Annotated in this window: 16 protein-coding genes, 1 tRNA gene and 1 other RNA gene; 14 read left to right on the plus strand and 4 right to left on the minus strand. The window is 62.9% G+C overall.

Going from position 1 to position 21107, the window contains the following annotated elements:
* The first annotated feature begins 48 nt into the window (after positions 1–48).
* The 8 genes from C0V72_RS11000 (at position 49) to C0V72_RS11035 (ending at position 9277) form a co-directional block, all read left to right on the plus strand.
* Positions 49–1059 (plus strand): polyprenyl synthetase family protein, encoded by a 1011-nt coding sequence (locus tag C0V72_RS11000; RefSeq protein WP_101794183.1) that lies wholly within the window; start codon positions 49–51, stop codon positions 1057–1059.
* A 73-nt stretch (positions 1060–1132) separates the two neighbouring features.
* On the plus strand, positions 1133–3604 hold the full coding sequence (gene hrpB / locus C0V72_RS11005) for an ATP-dependent helicase HrpB (protein WP_101794184.1): 2472 nt from the start codon (positions 1133–1135) through the stop codon (positions 3602–3604).
* A gap of 15 nt (positions 3605–3619) precedes the next feature.
* Positions 3620–3898 (plus strand): ETC complex I subunit, encoded by a 279-nt coding sequence (locus C0V72_RS11010; protein ID WP_101794185.1) that lies wholly within the window; start codon positions 3620–3622, stop codon positions 3896–3898.
* Positions 3899–3932: 34 nt separating this feature from the next.
* Positions 3933–4027, plus strand: an RNA gene (ffs, locus tag C0V72_RS11015) — signal recognition particle sRNA small type.
* 48 nt (positions 4028–4075) lie between these two features.
* Positions 4076–5890 (plus strand): DNA polymerase III subunit gamma/tau, encoded by a 1815-nt coding sequence (locus tag C0V72_RS11020; RefSeq protein WP_101794186.1) that lies wholly within the window; start codon positions 4076–4078, stop codon positions 5888–5890.
* 13 nt (positions 5891–5903) lie between these two features.
* On the plus strand, positions 5904–6245 hold the full coding sequence (locus C0V72_RS11025; protein WP_101794187.1) for a YbaB/EbfC family nucleoid-associated protein: 342 nt from the start codon (positions 5904–5906) through the stop codon (positions 6243–6245).
* A 107-nt stretch (positions 6246–6352) separates the two neighbouring features.
* Entirely contained in the window at positions 6353–8761 is a 2409-nt protein-coding gene (lon, locus tag C0V72_RS11030) for an endopeptidase La (RefSeq protein WP_101794188.1), read from the plus strand.
* A 243-nt stretch (positions 8762–9004) separates the two neighbouring features.
* A complete protein-coding gene (locus C0V72_RS11035; protein WP_101794189.1) occupies positions 9005–9277 on the plus strand; it encodes an HU family DNA-binding protein in 273 nt (90 codons plus the stop codon).
* A gap of 83 nt (positions 9278–9360) precedes the next feature.
* On the opposite strand, the gene C0V72_RS11040 is transcribed toward C0V72_RS11035, so the two are convergent.
* Together C0V72_RS11040 and C0V72_RS11045 are read right to left on the minus strand one after the other, a co-directional pair.
* On the minus strand, positions 9361–10260 hold the full coding sequence (locus C0V72_RS11040) for a hypothetical protein (RefSeq protein ID WP_101794190.1): 900 nt from the start codon (positions 10258–10260) through the stop codon (positions 9361–9363).
* Positions 10261–10313: 53 nt separating this feature from the next.
* A complete protein-coding gene (locus C0V72_RS11045; protein WP_101794202.1) occupies positions 10314–11105 on the minus strand; it encodes a TrmH family RNA methyltransferase in 792 nt (263 codons plus the stop codon).
* A 154-nt stretch (positions 11106–11259) separates the two neighbouring features.
* Here C0V72_RS11045 and C0V72_RS11050 point away from each other — a divergent pair.
* Positions 11260–11345 (plus strand) — tRNA-Tyr (locus C0V72_RS11050).
* A 197-nt stretch (positions 11346–11542) separates the two neighbouring features.
* Positions 11543–12754: a tyrosine-type recombinase/integrase gene (locus C0V72_RS11055; RefSeq protein WP_101794191.1), complete on the plus strand. Its 1212-nt coding sequence runs from the start codon at positions 11543–11545 to the stop codon at positions 12752–12754.
* Between the two features lie 239 nt (positions 12755–12993).
* Here the strand turns inward: C0V72_RS11055 and C0V72_RS11060 are convergent, their stop codons facing one another.
* Positions 12994–13602, minus strand: coding sequence for a lytic transglycosylase domain-containing protein (locus C0V72_RS11060; RefSeq protein ID WP_442792584.1), 609 nt, complete (start codon positions 13600–13602; stop codon positions 12994–12996).
* A gap of 172 nt (positions 13603–13774) precedes the next feature.
* Between C0V72_RS11060 and C0V72_RS11065 the strand changes: the two genes are divergently transcribed.
* The 4 genes from C0V72_RS11065 to C0V72_RS11080 are packed head-to-tail and all read left to right on the plus strand — an operon-like array spanning position 13775 to position 20184.
* The gene (locus tag C0V72_RS11065; protein WP_101794193.1) at positions 13775–14704 is read left to right on the plus strand and encodes a DUF7146 domain-containing protein; all 930 of its coding nucleotides are present in this window, start codon (positions 13775–13777) and stop codon (positions 14702–14704) included.
* 40 nt (positions 14705–14744) lie between these two features.
* Positions 14745–18986: a strawberry notch family protein gene (locus tag C0V72_RS11070; RefSeq protein ID WP_101794194.1), complete on the plus strand. Its 4242-nt coding sequence runs from the start codon at positions 14745–14747 to the stop codon at positions 18984–18986.
* Positions 18987–19039: 53 nt separating this feature from the next.
* A complete protein-coding gene (locus tag C0V72_RS11075; protein WP_101794195.1) occupies positions 19040–19453 on the plus strand; it encodes an MbcA/ParS/Xre antitoxin family protein in 414 nt (137 codons plus the stop codon).
* Positions 19450–20184 carry an RES family NAD+ phosphorylase gene (locus C0V72_RS11080; protein WP_101794196.1) on the plus strand — a complete coding sequence of 245 codons (735 nt, stop codon included), beginning with the start codon at positions 19450–19452 and terminating at the stop codon, positions 20182–20184. Before C0V72_RS11075 ends, C0V72_RS11080 begins: the two co-directional genes overlap by 4 nt.
* Before the next feature lie 65 nt (positions 20185–20249).
* Here the strand turns inward: C0V72_RS11080 and C0V72_RS11085 are convergent, their stop codons facing one another.
* A complete protein-coding gene (locus C0V72_RS11085) occupies positions 20250–20909 on the minus strand; it encodes a DUF6933 domain-containing protein (RefSeq protein ID WP_233999906.1) in 660 nt (219 codons plus the stop codon).
* Positions 20910–21107: the final 198 nt, after the last annotated feature.

Genomic DNA, 21107 nt, shown 5'->3' on the forward strand with positions numbered 1-21107 from the left:
TTCTGCGCTTGCCAAGCACGCGCGGGCCGCCCTAGAGCCGTGCCTAGTATGAGTGCCGACATCCTTCCCCTGCCGCGCAAGGCGCCGACACTCGATCCCATGCTGTCGCTGACAGCAGCGGGCATGAATTCTGTCAACGCCGTGATCCTCGACCGGATGCAGAGTGAGATCCCGCTGATCCCGCGTCTGGCCGGGCATCTGATTTCCGGCGGCGGCAAGCGGCTGCGCCCGATGCTGACGCTAGCGGGGGCAGAACTGGTCGGGTACAAGGGCACGCGCCACCACAAGCTGGCAGCGGCAGTGGAGTTCATCCACACCGCCACGCTGCTGCATGACGACGTGGTGGACGGCAGCGAGCTGCGGCGCGGGAAGGCCGCGGCCAATATCATCTTCGGCAATCCGGCGACCGTGCTGGTCGGCGATTTCCTGTTCAGCCGCGCGTTTGAACTGATGACCGAGGATGGAAGTTTGCGCGTCCTCTCGATCCTGTCACGCGCCAGTGCAGTGATTGCCGAGGGCGAAGTGTCGCAGCTTTCCGCCCAGCGCCAGATCAACACCAGCGAAGAACAATACCTCCACATCATCGGCGCCAAAACCGCCGCGCTGTTCGCCGCCGCCAGCCAGATCAGCGCGGTCGTGGCCGAATGTTCGGACGAACAGGAACGCGCGCTGGAATCCTATGGCCGCAATCTCGGCGTGGCGTTCCAGCTGGTCGATGATGCGATTGATTACGATTCCGATGCCGCTGAAATGGGCAAGGATCAGGGCGACGATTTCCGCGAAGGCAAGATGACCCTGCCGGTGATTCTCGCCTATGCTCGCGGGAACGAGGAAGAGCGCAAGTTCTGGAAGGACGCGATCATCGGGCACCGCTCGTCCGATGCCGACCTTGCCCACGCCATTGCGCTGATCGGCAAGCATAACGCGCTGGAAGACACCCGCGAGCGCGCCCGCCACTTTGCGCACCGTGCGATCGACGCGATCTCGATTTTCCCCGATGGCAAAGCCCGCGCGGCGATGGCCGAAGCCGCACAATTCGCGGTCGCGCGGGGGCATTAGGCCCTGATTCCGTTCGCCCTGAGCTTGTCGAAGGGCCGTTCTTCTTTATGCCACCTCGCTCGAAGCCAGGACGATGCTTCGACAAGCTCAGCATGAACGGTCTTTAGCTTTGAACCCCGACCTGCCCATTACATCGGTCCTCCCGCAAATCCACGCCGCGCTCGCAGAGCAGGGCTCAGGCGTGCTGATCGCGCCGCCGGGCGCGGGCAAGACCACGGCGGTTGCGCCTGACCTGCTGGGCGAGCCGTGGTGTACCGGCCAGATCATCCTCACCTCCCCCCGCCGCGTCGCCGCTCGCGCAGCGGCGGAACGCATGGCCGAGATGCTCGGCGAAAAGCCGGGGGAGACCGTGGGCTACATGACCCGGCTCGACAGCAAGGTTTCTGGACGCACCCGTATCCTTGTCGTGACCGAAGCGATCCTTGTGAACCGGCTGGTGGACGATCCCGAGTTGCCCGGCGTGTCAGCGTTGCTGTTTGACGAGGCCCACGAACGCAGCCTCGATAGCGATCTCGGCCTGGCGCTGGCGCTGGAAACCCGCGCTGTGCTGCGCGAGGATTTGCGGGTGCTCGTGATGTCGGCCACCATTGATGGTGCGCGCTTTGCCCGGCTACTGGGCGAGGATGCGGCGATCATTGCGAGCGAGGGCCGAAGCTTTCCACAGCAAATAAAATGGCTTGGCGGCATGTCTTCGCAATCTATCGAAGATCAGATGGCCGCCGCCGTGCTGACCGCGTGGCGCGAGGAGGCTGGCGACATCCTCGCCTTTCTCCCCGGCGTGCGCGAGATCGAACGCGTGCGTGAACGGCTGGAGCCGCGCCTCAGCAATGTGCCGATCCACGCGCTCCACGGCCAGATCGAACCTGCCGCGCAGCGCGCTGCCATTCGCCGCGATCCTGAAGGGCGACGCCGCATCGTGCTGGCTACGGCAATTGCCGAAACCTCGCTGACGCTGGACGGGGTGAGCGTGGTGGTTGACTCCGGCCTCGCCCGTCTCGCCGAATTCGACCGCGCGGCAGGCACCACGCACCTCGTTACGCGGCGGGCCAGCCAAGCCTCGGCTGCGCAGCGCGCCGGGCGTGCGGCGCGGCAGGGACCGGGGGTGGCCTATCGCTTGTGGGAAGAAGCGGGCCACGCGGGCCGCCCCGAATTCACGCCCGCCGAGATTTTGCAGGCCGACCTTGCCCCGCTGCTGCTGCGGCTGGCAAAGTGGGGGACGGGCAACCCGCAGGCACTGCCGTGGCTCGACCCGCCGCCCGAAGCCTCTGTCGCGGCGGCGCGCGGTGCGTTGGAGGCCTTGGGTGCGCTTGACGAGGCCGGGCGGATCACGCCGCTGGGCGAGGCCATTGCCAGCCTCCCCATGTCACCCGATCAGGCCGCCGCCGTGCTCCATGGCACGCAGGCGGGCTGCGGCGCGGATGCGGCGCGGCTGGTGATGTTGTTGCAGGAACGCGGGCTGGGCGGGCGCGGCGAAGACCTGCTCCAACGCCTGGCCCGCTGGCGCGGTGACCGGGCGCCGCGGGCCGCTGCGGCGGCGCGGATTGCGCAGGGCTGGGCGGGGCAGGCGGCCAAGCTGGCGAGCATCATCGGCGCAAGCCCGGCGACAGATGCCGCCGAAGCGCTGGCGCTGGCGCGCCCCGATTTCGTCGCGCGCCGCCGCGATCCTTCGGGCGAACACTGGATGAGCGCAGGCGGGCGCGGTTATCAACTCGACCCGGCCTCCCCCTTGGCACGGGCCGAGTGGATCGTGATCGGCGATGCGCAAGGGCAGGCGAAGGGCGCACGCATCACGGCCGGCGCAGAAATCGCTCCCGACCGCATTGCCGAACTGTTTGCCAAGGAGTTACAGGAACGCGTCATAACCCGCTGGAATAGCGATAAAGAACGTGTCGAGGCCCGGCGTGAACGACGGCTTGGCGCGATTGTGTTGGCGAGCATTCCCGAACCTGCACCCGATCCTGCGCTGTGTGTGGGCATCCTTGTGGAAAAAGCGCTGGAAAAGCTGGGGGCAGTGTTGCCCGCAGGCTTCCTGGCCCGGGCCCGCTTTGCCGGGATCGAGGCGCTGTGCGACGATGCCTTGCGCGAGCGGGCGGGCGAATGGCTCGCGCCGCTGCTCGCCGGGCGGCGCGATCTCGATCTGCCGCCGCACCGCTTTGCGGAAAGCGCGCTGGGCCTGCTCGACTGGAATGAGCGTCAGGCGCTCGACCGCGCTGCGCCGACCCATTTCACCTCGCCGGCCGAGACCCGCCATGCCATCGACTATGCGGGCGACGATGCGCCGAGTGTCGAGGTGCGGGTGCAGGGGGTGTTCGGGCTGGATAGCCACCCGATGATCGGGGCGACCCCGCTGTTGCTCAAACTGACCAGCCCCGGTGGGCGTCCGGTGCAATCGACCCGCGACCTGCCCGGCTTCTGGCGCGGCAGTTGGCGCGATGTGGTCAAGGACATGAAGGGCCGCTATCCCAAGCACCGCTGGCCGGATCAGCCGTGGCTCGAAAAGCCGAGCATGAAGACCAAAAACGCCTTCAACCGCAGCGATTCGTGATCTAAAGGGCGGGCTATGAGCGCTAGAATTTTCCAAAAGACCAAACACGCCATGCAGTCCGGCAAGGCCCACACCGATGAGTGGGTGCTGGAGTTTGAGCAATCCGAAGCGCGCTTTGCCGATCCGCTGATGGGCTGGACGGGCAGCGCGGATACGCAGTCGCAGGTGCAGCTGACTTTCCCGTCGAAGGATGCGGCCAAGGCCTATGCGGAAAAGTACGGCATCGCGGCCCGTATCCACGCAACCCCGCCCAAGCGGCTCAAGCTGCAAGCCTACGCGGATAATTTTCGCTGAGTTGATTTTTCTGATCGGCCGCGCCATATGGTGCGCGGGAGTCGGGTGGACGTTTGCGTCCGCTCACCGAGTCAGGTCCGGAAGGAAGCAGCTCAGGTGGATTGCGGCGGGTCGCCCGGCTCCTTTTTTGCAGTGATCGCAAATGACAAACCGCGCCCAAGCGCCTAGTTTGCCGTGATGAGCGATTCCGACCCCAATCTCCCAGATGATCATGACGCTGCCCCAACCGCGGCGGAGCTGGAAGCGGCCGGTCAGAATGCGCTGTTCGGTGACCCCGCGCCGCCACGCCCTGCCACTTCGTTGACCCATCCAGATCCGGTCATGCCTGCGCCAGATGCGGTGTTGACGCCCCCTGCCGCAGCGCAGCCTTACCGGGTGCTGGCACGCAAGTATCGCCCGCAAACCTTCTCCGAACTGATCGGGCAGGAGGCGATGGTGCGCACGCTTGCTAACGCGATTGCCCGGGGGCGCTTGGCTCATGCCTTTCTGATGACCGGGGTTCGCGGGGTCGGCAAGACCTCGACCGCGCGGCTGATTGCCAAGGCGCTCAACTGCATCGGCCCTGACGGCAAGGGCGGCCCGACCATCGATCCTTGCGGCGTGTGCGAAGCCTGCACGGCCATTGCCGAAGGGCGCCACATCGATGTGATCGAGATGGACGCGGCATCCAATACCGGCGTGGATGATGTGCGCGAAATCATCGAGCAGGTGCGCTACGCGGCCGTTTCGGCGCGCTACAAGATTTATATCATCGACGAAGTTCACATGTTGTCGCGCAATGCTTTCAATGCCTTGCTGAAGACACTTGAGGAACCGCCTGCGCATGTGAAGTTCCTGTTTGCCACCACCGAGGTCGACAAGCTGCCCGTAACAGTGCTGAGCCGCACCCAGCGCTTTGACCTTCGCCGTATCCCGGCGCCGATGCTGGCCGACCATTTTGCCAAGGTCTGCCGGTTGGAGGGGGTCGATGCCGAAGCCGAAGCACTCGGCATCATCGCCGCTGCGGCCGAAGGGTCGGTGCGCGATGGCCTTTCGATCCTCGACCAGGCGATTGCACACGCTGACCTGGACGGGGAAGGGCAGGTTTCTGCCGTCCGGGTGCGCGACATGCTGGGGCTGGCTGACAAAAGCGCACAGCGCCGCGTTCTCGGTCACCTTTTGTCAGGCGATGCCAAGGCGTTGCTGGCTGCTGTTGACGAACAATATGCGCTTGGTGTCGAGCCGCTGGCGCTGATCCGGGCGCTCATGGATCTCACGCACCGCGTGACGCTGGCACAGGTTTCAGGCGGCGAACCGGACGCGCCTGCCGAGGAAGAGCGCGCTGCGCTTGCCGATTTTGCGGCCCGTCTCGGAGCGGCAGAGCTGCACCGCTTGTGGCAATTGCTGATCAAAGGCCATGACGAGGTGCGCACCGCACCCGATCCGCTCGTCTCGCTCCAGATGGCGCTGCTGCGCATTCTCCACGCCGCGCAAATGCCTGATCCTGCCAAGCTTGTGCGGCGGATCGAGGAACTTGCCGCAGGCGGTTTTGCCGCCGCCCCTGCTGCACCGGCCGCGGCTGGCGACCCTGTCGCACCCGCTCCGGCCACCTCATCGGCTGCGCATGATTGGGCAAAGCTGGTGGAAGCGGTCGATGCGTCGGGGCAGCTGCGCGTCGCCCAGATGATGCGTGACCGGGTACGGGTGATCGAGATTGCACCAGAAAAACTGGTGTATCAGCAGGCCGACAATTTTCCCGATGATCCGGCGCCCGATATCCGTGAGGCACTGTTCAAAGTGACCGGCAAGCGTTGGCTTATCGAGCGCGGCGCAGGCTCGGCCTTGCCTTCGCTGCGGGAAACTGCCGAAGCCGAAGCGGCTGCGGAGGATGCACGCATTCGTGCCGACCCGCTGGTCAAAGCCGCCTTTGAAGCCTTTCCCGGTGCCGAATTGATCGGTGCCCCGCACCCTGCCGCTGCCAGTGCTGGCGCGGGCAGCCCCCCTTGGAATTGAGGAGTAACCCCCGATGAAGTCGATGGAAGAAATGATGGCCGCAGCCCAAAAGGCCGCCGAGACCATCCAGAAGCAGATGAACGAGATGCAGGTAAAGCTGGATTCGATCGAGGTCGAAGGACAGGCGGGCGGGGGCCTGGTCAAGGTCCGCGCCAGCGCCAAGGGCCGCATTCTGGGTGTTGCCATTGATGACAGCCTGATGGTGCCCGATGACAAGCAGATCCTCGAAGACCTCGTGACCGCCGCCTTCAATGACGCCCGTGACCGGGCCGACCGAGTATCGGAACAGCAGATGAAGGAAATGCAGGGCTCGATGGGCTTGCCGCCGGGGTTCAATCTGCCCGGGCTGGGCTGAGGCGCACTGCGTCCACAGCCACGCTTGCATCCCCATTGCGGCCCGCCTGACCCCTACCCATATTGCCTTCAAAGGCAGGCCCACATGGCCGCCGCGGACATAAAACAATGACACAGACTTACCCTCTTCTCCCCTTGCGCGACATCGTTGTCTTCCCCGGCATGGTCGTCCCCCTGTTTGTCGGACGCGACAAGTCGGTGGCTGCGCTCGAAGCAGCGATGGAGGCATCGAAGGACATTGTCCTGCTCGCGCAGCTCGATCCTGGCTGTGACGATCCCGAAGGCGATGACCTTTACGACGTCGGTGTAATTGCGCAGGTGCTCCAGCTGCTCAAGTTGCCCGATGGCACCGTTCGCGTGCTGGTGGAGGGCAAGACCCGTGCCCGGCTCTCGGCGCTGGAAGATGTCGGCACGCATCTGCTGGCTGCGGTCGACGAGATTGCGCCGGAAACCGTTGCGGGGAGCGAAGTCACTGCACTGATGCGGCAGGTGACCGAGCAGTTTGGCGAATATGTGAAGCTCAACAAGAAGATGGGCGAGGACGCGGGCGTTGACCTCACTGATGTCGACGATGCCGGGCAGCTTGCTGATACCATCGCGGCCGCCATCAGCGCCAAAGTGTCGGACAAGCAGGCGCTGCTGACCGAGGGCAATCCCCTGAAGCGGCTCGAACTCGTGATGGCCTTCATGGAAGGCGAGCTGTCGGTGCTGCAGGTCGAACGCCGCATCCGCGGGCGCGTGAAGCGCCAGATGGAAAAGACCCAGCGCGAATATTACCTCAACGAACAGCTGAAGGCGATCCAGAGCGAGCTTGGCGGCGGCGATGATGGCGAAGGCAATGAAATCGCCGAACTGACCGAGAAGATTGAAAAGACCAAGCTTTCCAAGGAAGCCAAGGCCAAGGCGCTGAGCGAGTTGAAGAAGCTTCGCGGCATGCAGCCGATGAGCGCCGAGGCGACGGTGATCCGCAACTATCTCGACGTGCTGCTCGGCCTGCCGTGGGGCAAGAAGTCGAAGCTGAAACGCGACATCGCACAGGCGCAGGCCGTGCTTGATGCCGATCACTATGCGCTGGAGAAGGTCAAGGACCGGATCGTCGAATATCTCGCGGTGCAGGCGCGCACCAACAAGCTGAAGGGGCCGATCCTGTGCCTCGTCGGTCCTCCGGGCGTCGGCAAGACCAGCCTCGGCAAATCCATCGCCAAGGCGACGGGGCGCGAATTCGTGCGCCAGTCACTCGGCGGCGTGCGGGACGAGGCCGAGATCCGCGGCCACCGGCGCACCTATATCGGCTCGATGCCGGGCAAGATCGTCGCCAATCTCAAGAAGGCCGGCACGTCGAACCCGCTGTTCCTGCTCGACGAGATCGACAAGCTGGGTCAGGATTTCCGCGGTGATCCGGCATCCGCGCTGCTCGAAGTGCTCGATCCCGAACAGAACGCCAAGTTCCAGGACCACTATCTGGAGCTCGATCTTGATCTGAGCGACATCATGTTCGTGTGCACCGCAAACAGTCTCAACCTGCCGCAGCCGCTGCTCGACCGGATGGAGATCATCCGGCTGGAGGGTTATACCGAGGACGAGAAGGTCGAGATCGCACAGCGCCACCTGGTTCAAAAGCAGGTCGAGGCGCACGGGCTGAAGAAGGGTGAATTCACCCTTGAAGAAGAAGCCCTGCGCGATCTGATCCGTTATTACACCCGCGAGGCCGGTGTGCGCACGCTGGAGCGCGAGATCGCAAAGCTCGCCCGCAAGAGCCTGCGCCAGATCCTTGAAAAGAAGGTGAGCGCTGTCACGATCACGCCCGAAAATCTTGGTGACTTCTCTGGCGTGCGCAAGTTCAAGCACGGCGTTTCGGAGGATGAGGCGCAGGTCGGCGCAGTGACCGGGCTGGCCTGGACATCGGTGGGGGGCGAGCTGCTCACCATCGAAAGCGTCACCACGCCCGGCAAGGGCGAGGTCAAGACCACCGGCAAGCTGGGTCAGGTGATGAACGAAAGCGTCTCTGCCGCCTTCAGCTTCGTCAAGGCCCGCGCGCCTGCGTACGGGATCAAGCCGAGCCTGATTGGCCGCAAGAACATTCATATCCACCTGCCCGAAGGCGCGGTCCCCAAGGACGGGCCGAGCGCGGGGATCGGCATGGTCACCTCGATCGTGTCGACCCTCACGGGCATTCCGGTGCGGCCTGATGTTGCGATGACCGGGGAAGTGACGCTTCGGGGCCGCGTTCTGGCGATTGGCGGGCTGAAGGAAAAGCTGCTCGCAGCCCTGCGCGGGGGCATCAAGACAGTCCTCATCCCCGAGGAGAACGTCAAGGATCTCGCCGAAATCCCGGCCAATGCCAAGGCAGGATTGGACATCGTCCCGGTGGCCCATGTCGATGAAGTGCTGGCCCGCGCGCTGACCCAGCCGTTGGTGGCAATCGAGTGGACCGAGGCCGATGATCTGGCCAGCCAACCGGCCGCTTCCAGTTCGGCTTCAAGTGTTGGATCGGGAGAGGTGCCAACCGCGCACTGACACGCTAAGAGCGGCGAACTTGCCGTGATTCGCGGCAGGGTCGTATTTTTCCGGAAGCTTGCATCGACGAGGCGAGCCTGTGCCCCACCCATGTCAGGCGCATGGGCTCGCATGGCTTTTCGCGTGGTCGGTTCGACTGGGCTATTTGGCTTTGACAGTCTTTGTAAAAACGTCTCAGTTTGCACGCTTTCGACAAACGCGATTCACAGATCAAACGATATCCTGACACGAGGGGGTTCCCAGATGAACAAGAACGACCTTATCAGCGCGGTCGCCGACGCCAGCGGTCTTTCGAAGAATGATGCCTCAAACGCTGTCGAAGGCGTATTTGATGCCATCACGAAGGCCCTTTCGGGGGGTGATGAAGTGCGGCTTGTAGGCTTTGGCACTTTCTCCGTGGCCAAGCGCAAGGCGTCGACCGGACGCAACCCGCGCACCGGCGAACCAATGAAGATCAAGGCCTCAAACCAGCCCAAGTTCAAAGCGGGCAAGGGGCTGAAAGACGCGGTGAATTAACCGTTTGGATTGGTGCCTGAGCGCCCGAGTTTCCCCGTCAGCCTTGCGGCTGGCGGGGTTTTTCATGGGCGCGGTTCAGGCGATCAGCGTCCGGCAGTGATCAGCGCTGTCGGGATTTGCTTGGACCGCGCATTGATCTGCCACGTCAGCACTTCACCCGCTGTGCCAGCGATGGGGCCTTCATCGGTGTTATTGGCCAAAATGCGCAGTCCCGGGCTGCTGCGCACGGTGAAGGTCCCGTCGATCGCAGGGATGGATTTCAGCGCCTCGGCTTCGGCGGAGTTGCCCGCTTCGCTTGCGCCCATTGCCGCCAATCCCGCAAGCGAGCCCATTCCCATCATCGCGCCCAAGCCGCCGCCGGCATCGTCGTTTTGCGCGCTAAACCCGGGTGCGTTGATGCGGATCTGCCCGCCTTTCCGCAAATAGACCTGAACGAAGGGATTAACCGACGGGAAGCCTTCGATCATCGGGAAGGTGAAGTCATGCCCCATTGTGCCGGTGACGCGGTAGCTGACGTCGAATACGCCGCCGCCTTTGTGCACCACGCGTTCCCAGCCCCTGTGGCGTTGCAGCAGCTTCACAAGCTCATCGGCAGCTTTGGGATCGGACGGGTCTATGCCGCCCATCATCACTGCCATTTGTTCGGCCTGCTTTTTGGCCTGTGCGGCGCGTTCGGCCTCAGCGGCATTCCACGCATCGCGTTGTTCCGCTTCTTCTTCGGCGGTGCAATCGCGGCTCTCGTAGGTTTCCTCGTCATAGCAGTTGGCGGTAAAGGCCGCGCTGCCAGTGGCCCCCATCTGCGCCAGCTTTGAAAGGCCGGCGAAGAATATTTCGCCGTCGTAGCTGAAGGTAAAGCTGTCAGGTCCGGTTAGCGCCAATTCGGCGGTGAACTTGCCCGGTGACATAAAGCAGCCGCTCAGCGCCAGCGCGCCTGCGGCCAGCACAGCCGCCGCCCGCAGGCGCATCATGGAAAACTTGGACATGTTAATCCCCCCCTGACCACGCCCCGCAGGCGGCCGCAATCCCTGCCTTAAGCCTAGCTTCTGGTCGCCGCCGCATAAAGCGCGATTGCGGCTGCATTGGAGACGTTGAGGCTTTCGATGACCGACGTAATCGGCAGCTTGGCGAGCACATCACAATGAGCAGCAATATTTTGGCGCAGCCCTACGCCCTCAGCCCCCAGCACTATGGCAAGCGGCCCAGTGGGCATGATGTCCGCGAGCACGGCCTCGGCCTCGCCTGCCAATCCAATGCGCCAATACCCGGCCTCGGCCAGTTCTTCCAGCGCGCGGGCAAGGTTGACGACCCGCACCCACGGCACAGTCTCCAGCGCACCTGATGCCGCCTTGGCGAGCACGCCGCCTTCAAGCGGGGCGTGACGGTCCTGCGTGACAATCGCCGCTGCCCCAAAGGCGGCAGCCGAGCGCAGGATCGCACCGACGTTGTGGGGATCGGTCACCTGATCGAGCACCACAATCGGGCGGTCCGCCTCGCCAAGAGCGACCTCATCAAGAAACACATCCTCAAGGCTTGCGCATTCCAGCACGAGGCCTTGATGGGGCGCATCTTTGGCCACCAATCGCGCCAGATCAGCAGCTTGGGCGCGTTCGATCGGGAAATGCGGCGGCAATTCACCATCAAGGCTATCAAGCCCCTCCGGTGTCGCCCACAATTTGCGGTGCTGGCGTTCGGGATTCTTGAGCGCGGCCTCGACGGCGTGACGGCCCCACAGACGGACCTGTCCCGCGCTACCCTGTCCGGATCCGCGCCCGCCTTTCATGCGTCCTGCACGGCCCCGCAGGGCGCGTTTGCGTTCAACCTTGGCCATCATTGCTCCTTGCTCGAAAGCTCATGTGCGCCCCCTGCCAGCAGGGGCATTGACAGGCAAGCAGTGCTTCGCCAAAGGGGCGCCTCTCGGCAACGGGGCCCCTGCGGGACTCGTGCAAGATTAGAGCTGTTTGTGCTCAAGAATGCCTCTGTGTGGACAGGTGGCCGAGTGGTTAAAGGCAGCAGACTGTAAATCTGCCCGTGCAAGCGTACGCTGGTTCGAATCCAGCCCTGTCCACCAACCCCTTATCCGCAGGCTTCCGCAAAACCCCATAGAAATCCAGGATTTCCTAGGGTATTTTGCCCTTACTCATCCGCAAAAAGCCGCTCCCGTTTGCATGCAGCCGGAGCCTAGTGTGGGGGTAATGTGGGGGTAAAATGGGTTACCCCCACACTTCGACTACCCCGGTGTGGGGGTAAAGAATGTGGGGGTAGATTATGGGCAAACTCACAGCAGTTGCGGTCAAGGCAGCCTTGGCGAATCCCGGCACCTATCAGGACGGGGAAGGGCTGTTTCTCAAGGTCGACAAGCGCGGCGGCGCCTACTGGAATCTCCGAGTCCAGCAGGATGGCAAGCGACGGGACATCGGAATCGGCAGCGCCAAGCTCCTGACACTGGCGGATGCACGTCACAAAGCCGCCGAACTGCGCCGAGCTATCAAGGTCGATCAGCGCGATGTTCTGGCCGAGAAGAAGGACGATGCCGCCGCGAAGGTCACCTTCCGCCAGGCTGCGCTCCAGTATCACTCCGAGAATGAGGCGGGCTGGAAAAGCACGGTCTATGCGCGCCAGTGGCTCGCCACTCTGGAAAACTACGCGTTCCCGAAACTGGGAGACAAGCCGACTGGCAGCATCACCAGCGCCGATATCATCACCGTGTTGACCCCGATCTGGCAGGAAATCCCCGAAACCGCCCGCCAGGTGCGCAACCGGATCTGCACCGTGCTCGATTATTCCCATGCCAAGGGCTGGCGATCGCGCGAGGCCCCATCGGGCAATGGCAGCCTGAAAGCGGGCAGGGGCCTTCCGCGACAGGTGAAGCAGGCGGACAACCGCAAGGCCATGCCCTATGTCGCGATACCCGGTTTCATGATCGCCTTGCGGCGCAAGCCGACCTACACGCGTCTGGCGCTCGATCTTCTCATTCTGACGGGCGTTCGCTCGCAAGAGGTGCGGCTTGCGACATGGGATGAATTCGATCTTGAGCAACGCCTCTGGACGATCCCAGCTGAACATATGAAACGCAACAGGGCGCAAATCGTGCCGCTCTCGGACGCGGCTCTGGCGGTACTCGCGAAGGCGGATGCGATGCGCCTTGAAGGAGCCGAGGTGGTCTTCCCCGGCATGACTGGCAAGGCGATGTCGAACATGACGCTGCTCAAGGTCATGCGCGACATGTGCGAACCCTACCATGTCCATGGCTTCCGCTCCACGTTCACCGATTGGGCCGCAAACGAAGGCTTCCCCGATGCCGTGGTCGAGGCAGCACTGGCGCACAAGACGCCCGACGCAGTGCAGGCCGCCTATCGCCGCACAACCTATCTCGGCACGCCCGACCAGCCGGGCATGCGGGTGAAGTTGATGGAAGCGTGGGGGCGCTACTGCAATGGCGTGGCAGCTGATGCAGGCAAGACTGCGCCGCCGGAGTGAGGGTGGGTACAGCTAGCCCGGAAAATGGCTGAAAGGGCCATAGTTCAGATTTGCCTGTCACGGGGATGCTTACGAGCATCGAATTTACTTTTCGATGCTCCAATTCCCTCAGTCACAACCGTCCGGCAAGCATGGGCACGTAAGGCCGGGTGAGAACTGCTTACCTTAGCTGCCGCGCGACAACTGGGATGAAAGGCGAACTTTCATCGTGAAGTGCGCTCTGCAATTCGGAGCGATCGCTAAGAACGCCAATGGCGAAGCACATCGCGGACATATCTGGGCGTCTCGCCATTCCGAGGTATACCGCCCGCGCGTTCGACTGCACCTGGACCGGCATTATAGGCCGCCAAAGCGAGGTGAACCACTCCGAACCTGTCGAGCATCTGCCTCAGATACCGCGCCGCGCCGAAGATATTGGCCATGGGGTCAAATCGATTGGAGACACCGAGTTCTTTTGCCGTTGCTGGCATCAGCTGACCAAGGCCAACCGCGCCTGCTGGGCTGACTGCGAGCGGATTGTAGCGGGACTCGGTCCAAACGAGTGCGTCGAGCAGGCCAGTGGGTAAAGAATACTTGGCTTCTGCCGCATATATGTGGGGCAGGTAGCTCGCCCGTCGGAAGCCGGATGGGCCAGACTTCTCCTTGCGCTCGTATTCAGATGGCAGGTTGACCCGGCCATTGTCTGCCACGGTCACGCTCGGTGCTTGGGCGACCTGCACGGATTGCCAGAGCCCATGCTCGACCAGCTGGAAACCGTTTGATTCTTTGGCAATCCTGATGCCGTCGGAATAGCTGGCGGGGACGTCAACTAATACTGGCATCGGCAATTCCTGAGCATTGGCAGGCATGACTGATGCGATGGCAATGCCACTCAACAGTAGAGCTCTTTTTATCATCTCTCGATCTTTCTATAGCCGAATCGAGTGAGAACATATAAAGAACATAGTGCGTAGGAAAATGGTTTGGCGCTGGTGCAGAGCGGAGGCTGCACGGGGAAGGCACCTCTATCGGAGTAGGTCGATGCCCCAGCTAAAGAATGCTCATCAACTCGAACGCCGCGCCCGCACAATTGTCGAACGCCTCAACGGAACATGGCGTCATGGCAAAGGCATGTGTTGCTGCCCAGCGCATGACGACCGAACTCCTTCGTTGAGCGTGACGCTGGGCCGAAAGGCGATCCTGTTTCATTGCTTCGCGGGATGCTCGAACGAGGATGTCATCGTGGCACTGGACCGTCAGGGTGTTCGCAGCCGTGACCTTTTCGATGGCTCTGGCGCGGTGGCCGCTGATCCACAGGAAAAAAGAGACTTCAATTCCAATGCACGACGTTTGTGGCACTCTGCGACGGCGATCTCCGGCAGCCCTGCCGAAGTATACCTCGTGCAGCGCGGTCTCCAGCACGCATCAGACCAAGTCCGTTACCTGGAACGTACGCCGCTTGGGCCGCGCGGGGCGGTCAAATTTCTCCCTGCGATGTTGGCGGCGGTCACGACTGACATTGGCATTATCGCAATACACAGGACATTTCTCGACCTGCCGAACGGCAAGCTGGCCGGTTTCGAGCGGCCCAAGCGCGCGCTGGGCAGCCTTGGCTGTGGTGCTGTCAGGATTGCGACTCCAGTGCAGGGGCGTCTGGGGCTCGCCGAAGGTATCGAGAGCGCACTTTCCGCAATGCAGCTGTTTGGGATCCCTTGCTGGGCAACGCTTGGGAACGAGCGGTTCGGTCTTGTTGCGATCCCGGAGAGCGTGCGCGAGCTCTACTTGTTTATCGACAATGACGCCGGGGGCGCTCTTGCGGAGCAGCGAGCGCTGAAGGCCTACGCTGCGCCCAATCGTGTCATCCATTCACGAGCGCCAGCCTCACCCGGTTTTGACTGGAACGATGAGCTTAAGTCCCGGCTTGCCCGAAAACCTGATCCATCGGGCAGAGGGGAGGGGGCCTTCGACTGATTGAGGCCTGCCCGCCGCAGGACCTCGTCAGGAGGTTCCCATGTCAAATTCTTCCCTCGCCTTTGCATTCGATGAACCATCACCGCCCGTCGTTGTGATGGCGGCTCAAGCCATGGCTTCTGAGCTTGCTGCAGGCCGCGCGCTGTCACGCAGCGACGTAACGCGTATCATGACTGATCACTTCGGGGGCAGCGATGCTCTCGGGCGTTGGTCCGTTCGTGACGCTCACGCAGCACTTGAGCTCGCACAGGTTCAATACCTGCAAGCGTTCGATCAAATCCAGCTCTCAACCCCGATCGACGAGGCGGAACAGTTCTTCTGCTCCCTCGATGCACGACTTCCGACCCAGACCAACCGTAGCGACGAGCAGATCGAATGGCAGCAGTTCGCAACGCCGCCGCACTTTGCCTGGCTAGCTGCCCGCGCCTGCGCGCTGGCAACCGGCGAGCTCGTGCTGGAACCGTCGGCCGGGACGGGGATGCTTGCGGTCTGGGCTGCCAAAGCCGGCACACGCCTTGCCCTCAACGAGATTTCGCCGCTGCGTCGCGATTGCCTGAGTGCCCAGTTCTCGGCTGCCCGTGTGACCGGACACGACGCCGAATTGATCGATGAGCTGCTCGATGTAGCCGTCATCCCGAACGTCGTGCTGATGAACCCGCCCTATTCTCAAGGAATCGAGCGGGGCCACGATGGTCGCACAGGGGCAAGGCATCTGCGCTCCGCGTGGAACCGGCTTGCCCCTGGTGGTCGACTTGTCGCGATCATGCCCGAATGGTTCGACTGCGGGAGGTTTCTAGCCGGCGTGAATGGGCCAGTATCGTTGCGGCTCAATGCCGCGGTCGAACGTGCCTTCATCAAGAATGGCACCGGGATCACCACGCGGCTGCTGGTACTCGATAAGGTGGAAAGCTCCGACGAGCCTGTCGCGATCCGCACAAACGACTTTCGTCAGCTGACCGATCTTGTCGATGCTTTCCCGCCTCGCGCCAGCCTGGAGGCTGTTCCCGAGCAATCGCGCCTCCCGCTTCGTGCGCCGTTCCGCCTGGTGGCCGCGCCGCGCAGGCCGCTGCCTACACCAGCCAGGATCACACCTTCAGCCTCCGCCATCGGGTCGCTCACCTACCAGTCGCTCGAAACCTCTGCGCCGGTCGCCCCTCAGGTCGGCCACTATCTGCCCTATCGCCCGAGCAGGATCATAATCGATGGCGCGGCCGGGCATCCGACGCCACTTGTAGAGTCCGTCGCCATGGGGTCGATCGCTGCTCCGATGCCTGACGCAGTGCCGCAGCTTCCCGACGGGCTGATTGCCAAGGGACTGCTGTCGGCTGCTCAGGCGGAGACCCTGATCTATGCTGCAAGTGCCCATGCGCGCGACCTTCCCGGCCGGTTCGAACCCGAGGACAAGGGCTGTTCGCTCAAGGCCTCGGCAGAAGGCCACACCTACCGGCTGGGCTATTTCCTCGGGGACGGAACGGGTGCCGGGAAAGGCCGACAGGTTGCGAGCGTCATCCTTGATCGATGGGTGCGTGGTGAGCGCCGCCATATCTGGATTTCGAAGAACGAGGCGTTGCTCGAAGATGCCCGACGCGACTGGGCCGCCCTTGGCGGTCTCCCAATCGACATCCAGCCGCAGGCGTCCTGGAAACTCGGCACCCCCATCGCGATGCGCGACGGGATCCTTTTCGTGACCTATCCGACGCTGCGTTCGGGTCGGAGCGACGCAACCCGGCTCGACCAGATCATCGCCTGGGCTGGTGAGGATTTCGACGGCGTGATCGTGTTCGACGAAGCGCACGCCATGGCTAACGCTGCTGGTGGCGAAGGGTCGCGGGGCAAGGTCAAGGGGTCGGAACAGGGTGTCGCTGGCGTCCGCCTGCAGAACCTCCTGCCCCGGGCGCGCGTGCTCTATGCCTCGGCAACCGGTGCGTCCGACATCAACAATCTGGCCTATGCGACGCGCCTAGGGCTCTGGGGTCCGGAGACCGCCTTCGCCAATCGCGATGCCTTCGTTGCCGACATTCGTGACGGCGGCATCGCAGCCATGGAGCTGGTGGCTCGGGATCTCAAATCGCTCGGCCTCTACACCGCGCGTGCGCTTTCGTTCGCCGGTGTCGAATATGAGATCCTCGAGCATTGCCTGACCAAGGATCAGATCGCAGTCTATGATGCCTATGCCGAAGCCTGGGCGATCATTCACGCCAACCTGCGCGAAGCGCTGGAAGCCACGCGGATCGTCGACAGCGAAACCGGCGGGACGCTCAACTCCGGTGCCAAGTCTGCAGCGCTTTCGATCTTCGAGGGAACCAAGCAGCGCTTCTTCGCGCAGCTCCTTCTGTCGATGAAGCTCCCCAGCCTGCTGCCTGCGATCGATACGGCTATTTCCGATGGTTACGCTGTGGTCGTCCAGCTGGTCTCGACGGCAGAAGCCATGCTCAACCGCCGGCTTGCCGACCTGTCTGACGAGGAGCGCGAAGCGCTGGAGATCGACCTGTCCCCGCGGGAATATGTGATTGACTATCTCACCAAGAGCTTTCCTGTCCGGCTGATGGCGGTGTTCACCGACGAAAACGGCAATCCTCGCTCCGAGCCGATGAGCGACGAGCTCGGCGCGCCAGTACTGTGCCGATCGGCACTCGCCGCGCGCGACCGGATGATCGAACAGCTCTGCGCCTTGCCGCCGATTGCTACCGCGCTCGATGCTATCATTGAGCGCTTCGGCGTTGACCAGGTTGCAGAGGTGACTGGCCGTACGCGACGGCTTATCGACGGCCGGGATGGTCGCCAGAAGCTGCAATCCCGTTCGCCACGCGCCAACGTCGCTGAAACCCAGGCATTCATGGACGGCTCCAAGCGCATCCTCGTGTTCTCCGATGCCGGAGGAACGGGGCGCAGCTACCATGCCGATCTCGCATCCAAGAACCAGGCCCGCCGCGTTCATTTCCTGCTCGAGCCGGGCTGGCGGGCTGATGCCGCAATCCAGGGGCTTGGCCGGACCAATCGCACCAATCAGGCCTCTGCGCCGCTGTTCAGACCGGTGACCACCGATGTGCGCGGCGAACGCCGGTTCATCTCGACCATCGCGCGGCGGCTCGACAGTCTTGGCGCTCTGACGCGCGGACAGCGCCAGACCGGCGGGCAGAACCTGTTCGATCCGGCCGACAATTTGGAGAGCATCTACGCCAAAGAAGCGCTCCATCGGTGGTTCGGCCTGTTGTTCAGCGGCAAGCTTGAGGCGGTCAACCTCGAACGCTTTCAGGACCTGACGGGCCTCAGGATCGAAGCGCCCGATGGGTCAATGGTCGATGACCTGCCCTCCATCCAGCGGTGGCTCAATCGTATCCTCGCGCTGCCTATCGCCCTGCAGAACGCGATCTTCGACGAGTTCATTGGGCTGGTTGAGGCGCGCATCGATGCCGCCCGGCGGGCTGGCACGCTCGACCTCGGCCTTGAGACCATTGCGGTCGAGGACTTCGCGGTCTTGTCGGACACGCTGCTGCGCACCGATCCGGCCTCGGGCGCGACCACCCATCTGCTCGAACTGGAAATCGCCAGAGCGCTGAAGCCGCTCACGCTGAAGCGGCTCGAGGAGATCCACGGCCTCACGGGGCTGCGGCAGCGGCCCGTTCGGAACGCCCGCTCGGGTCGGGTCGCGCTGCTTGTGCCAGCACGCGGTATTCTTGCCGATGACGGAACGCGGATTGCCCGCTTCGAATTGCTGCGGCCCTTGACGCGCAGCCACATAACCGAGGATCAGCTGGCTGAGAGCAGCTGGGAGGACATTGCCGTTGACGCTTTCCGCGAAGTCTGGGCGGCCGAGGTCGAGGAAGCGCGGACCAGCCACAAGCGCGAGCGTCTGTATCTTGCGACGGGCCTCCTGCTTCCGGTCTGGGACAAGCTGCCATCGGATTTCGTGAGGGTCAGTCGCATCTCGGCGGCGGATGGCCGCTCGCTCCTCGGCCGGGAGGTTCCCGTCCACTGCGTGACCGAACTGTGCCGAGCGCTCGGTCTGGAACGCGATCAAACGCTCTCTGCTGATGATGTTATCCAGTCCGTCCTCGCTACGGGCAGAGCCATGGAATTCGCGGGCCGCGAGACGCTCATGGTGAAACGCAGCCTGGTCAATGGCTCACAGCGACTTGAACTCACGGGATGGAGTGCTGCTCGGCTCGACTGGTACAAAGCGCAAGGCTGCTTTACCGAGATCATCCGCTACCAAACCCGGCTTTTCGTGCCGATCGAGGGCGCAGCGAGCGTGATCGCCAAATTGGCATCATTGGTATAGATACTTGCCAAATGGCATTATTGCGCGCATATACTGCCATATGGAGGAATGCCATGCTGGCCCTGCAACCCGTTGATACTGCCGTTACCGCCTTCCGTCCCGATCCGATTACCCAGGACGAGGCGGCTGCCATGTTCCGGGCAGTCCTCAATCTGTTCAGCAAGTGGGATCTGACCGACGAGCAGGCTGCAACCCTGCTCGACATGCCGGTTCGCTCCTATCGCCGCTGGAAGGCGGAAGGGCCGGGACGCGTTTCGCGTGACGGTCGTGCGCGTCTGTCCAACCTCATGGGCATTCACAAGGCGCTTCGGATCATCTTCTCGGAGGCCACCCGCGGGTATTCTTGGATCAGAGCTGCCAACGATGCGTTCGGCGGAGCCAGTGCGCTCGACGTGATGCTGGGAGGCGAGCTAACCGACATTATGCGGGTGCGTCGCTACCTCGACGCCGAGCGCGGTGGCTGGTGAGCGAAGCGGCGGATATCCCCGTTTCCCGAGTTGAGTGGAAGGGCGCTGTTCGGATCATCCGCAGTGCCTTTCCGCCAATCGACCTGTTCGAAGATATCGCTGATCCAGCTGACTGGCCGCTGCTGATTTCGGCAGAGCAGAAGACCAATCCTCGCATCATGGCGACGATTGGCAATCTCGACCTGGTCCCGGTCGCCCGGCGCGTCGGCGGCAGCGGCGCATCCTACCTGATGGCGCCATTCACCCACGTCAGCACCGACAGGCCAAGCCGCTTTACCGATGGCAGCTACGGCGTTCTCTACGTCGGGGATCGGTTCGAAACAGCACTGTTCGAGACAATCCACCATCATACCCGTTTCATGGCGCGAACCCGGGAAGCGCCGGGATGGACCTCGCAGTTCCGGGAAATCGTCATGTCAGTCGATGCAGATCTGCATGATCTCCGAACTCTCGCGGGGGAGCCGGCTCCGGAGCTCGATCCCGACAGCTATGCCGCATCTCGAGCATTCGCACGGCACCTAAGGGGCGCGGGATCGAACGGGATTGCCTACCCGAGCGTCCGGCATCCAGGTGGGGAATGCGTTGCGCTCTTCTACCCGGACTGCGCGTCAAATCCCCTGCAGGGGCGACACCTCGACTACCACTGGGATGGCGCGCGCGTTGACCTTGTCCGCGATGCCGGATCCGGGGCTGTTTTCCGTGTCGTCGACTTGCCCATCGATCCTGTCTGACCGCCTAGGCTGGGCTTCCAGCCGAGTGCTGCAGGATCTCCGGTCGTAGGTGACGGCTAGAAGGCTCATGCCTTCGTACCAGCTTTCACGAGTTCATGAAGGGCTTTGTCCGGCGAGACCGGGCCCTTGTACAGCGGGCTACATGGCGTCTCTGCTAGCTTGACCGAAATCGCCAAGAGGTCGTCATCATCGCCCTTTTCATAGGCATAGGCGGCCAGCCAGAACTCGGTCTGTCGAACAAACTCATTGAGGATTCCCACCACGCTTCGGTTCGCAGTCTTTGCGTACTGGGCCTGGCCCATCCGCCAGACTTCCTGAGCGATGAACTCTGATGGAACGCCGTGCTCCTGCAGAACCAGCGCCAATTGTGCGGGAAATCTTCGAGCCAGGGTGTCCGCTGGGGCGAGCGGGATCAGGACGGGAAGCAGCGTGCGCTCCGAAACCAGTAACGCGACTTGCGGCTTCCAGAATAGGACGGTGGCGTACCAGTTGCCCAGCACGGTGTCGCTTTGCCCGGGTACAGAGATCTCGGGGTTGATCCGATCAAGGAGCTTCTTAGTGCAATGGAGGTGGAACATGGTGGCGAGGGATAGTGCTCGCTGTCGAGCGCGTCCACTGACGATACCGGCCAGACCGCTGGAATGGAAGGGGCCGACCAGCTCAAGACACTCTGCGTAGTTGATGCGAACGTCGGCTGTTGCCGTAACGGCCATTCCGGTCGCCATCACGGCTGGCTCTTGCGCCCCAATCTCGGTCGTCCAGTCGACCAAGACCCGAGCGTAAAACCTGCCTTTCAGCCATCTCGTCGAAGTGCTGGAAAGAACAGCTGTCAACGGCGGAGTAAAAGTCGGCCATTGGGCGGCGCAAAATCAGGCCACTTGATCCGCGCCTTGGCGAGCGCTGGGAGGGCGTAGCCCGAGCGG

The sequence above is a fragment of the Porphyrobacter sp. TH134 genome (genome assembly GCF_002855495.1).
In the GTDB taxonomy this organism is placed as follows: Bacteria; Pseudomonadota; Alphaproteobacteria; order Sphingomonadales; family Sphingomonadaceae; genus Erythrobacter.

Bases quoted from the DNA above. Each gene is read 5' to 3' on its own strand.
- C0V72_RS11035 (WP_101794189.1), top strand. From the start codon at position 9,005: ATGAACAAGAACGACCTTATCAGCGCGGTCGCCGACGCCAGCGGTCTT.
- lon (WP_101794188.1), top strand. From the start codon at position 6,353: ATGACACAGACTTACCCTCTTCTCCCCTTGCGCGACATCGTTGTCTTC.
- C0V72_RS11070 (WP_101794194.1), top strand. From the start codon at position 14,745: ATGTCAAATTCTTCCCTCGCCTTTGCATTCGATGAACCATCACCGCCC.
- C0V72_RS11060 (WP_442792584.1), bottom strand. From the start codon at position 13,602: ATGCCTGCCAATGCTCAGGAATTGCCGATGCCAGTATTAGTTGACGTC.
- C0V72_RS11045 (WP_101794202.1), bottom strand. From the start codon at position 11,105: ATGGCCAAGGTTGAACGCAAACGCGCCCTGCGGGGCCGTGCAGGACGC.
- C0V72_RS11065 (WP_101794193.1), top strand. From the start codon at position 13,775: ATGCCCCAGCTAAAGAATGCTCATCAACTCGAACGCCGCGCCCGCACA.
- C0V72_RS11000 (WP_101794183.1), top strand. From the start codon at position 49: ATGAGTGCCGACATCCTTCCCCTGCCGCGCAAGGCGCCGACACTCGAT.
- C0V72_RS11055 (WP_101794191.1), top strand. From the start codon at position 11,543: ATGGGCAAACTCACAGCAGTTGCGGTCAAGGCAGCCTTGGCGAATCCC.
- C0V72_RS11020 (WP_101794186.1), top strand. From the start codon at position 4,076: ATGAGCGATTCCGACCCCAATCTCCCAGATGATCATGACGCTGCCCCA.
- C0V72_RS11010 (WP_101794185.1), top strand. From the start codon at position 3,620: ATGAGCGCTAGAATTTTCCAAAAGACCAAACACGCCATGCAGTCCGGC.
- C0V72_RS11085 (WP_233999906.1), bottom strand. From the start codon at position 20,909: ATGGCGACCGGAATGGCCGTTACGGCAACAGCCGACGTTCGCATCAAC.
- hrpB (WP_101794184.1), top strand. From the start codon at position 1,133: ATGCTTCGACAAGCTCAGCATGAACGGTCTTTAGCTTTGAACCCCGAC.
- C0V72_RS11040 (WP_101794190.1), bottom strand. From the start codon at position 10,260: ATGTCCAAGTTTTCCATGATGCGCCTGCGGGCGGCGGCTGTGCTGGCC.
- C0V72_RS11025 (WP_101794187.1), top strand. From the start codon at position 5,904: ATGAAGTCGATGGAAGAAATGATGGCCGCAGCCCAAAAGGCCGCCGAG.
- C0V72_RS11075 (WP_101794195.1), top strand. From the start codon at position 19,040: ATGCTGGCCCTGCAACCCGTTGATACTGCCGTTACCGCCTTCCGTCCC.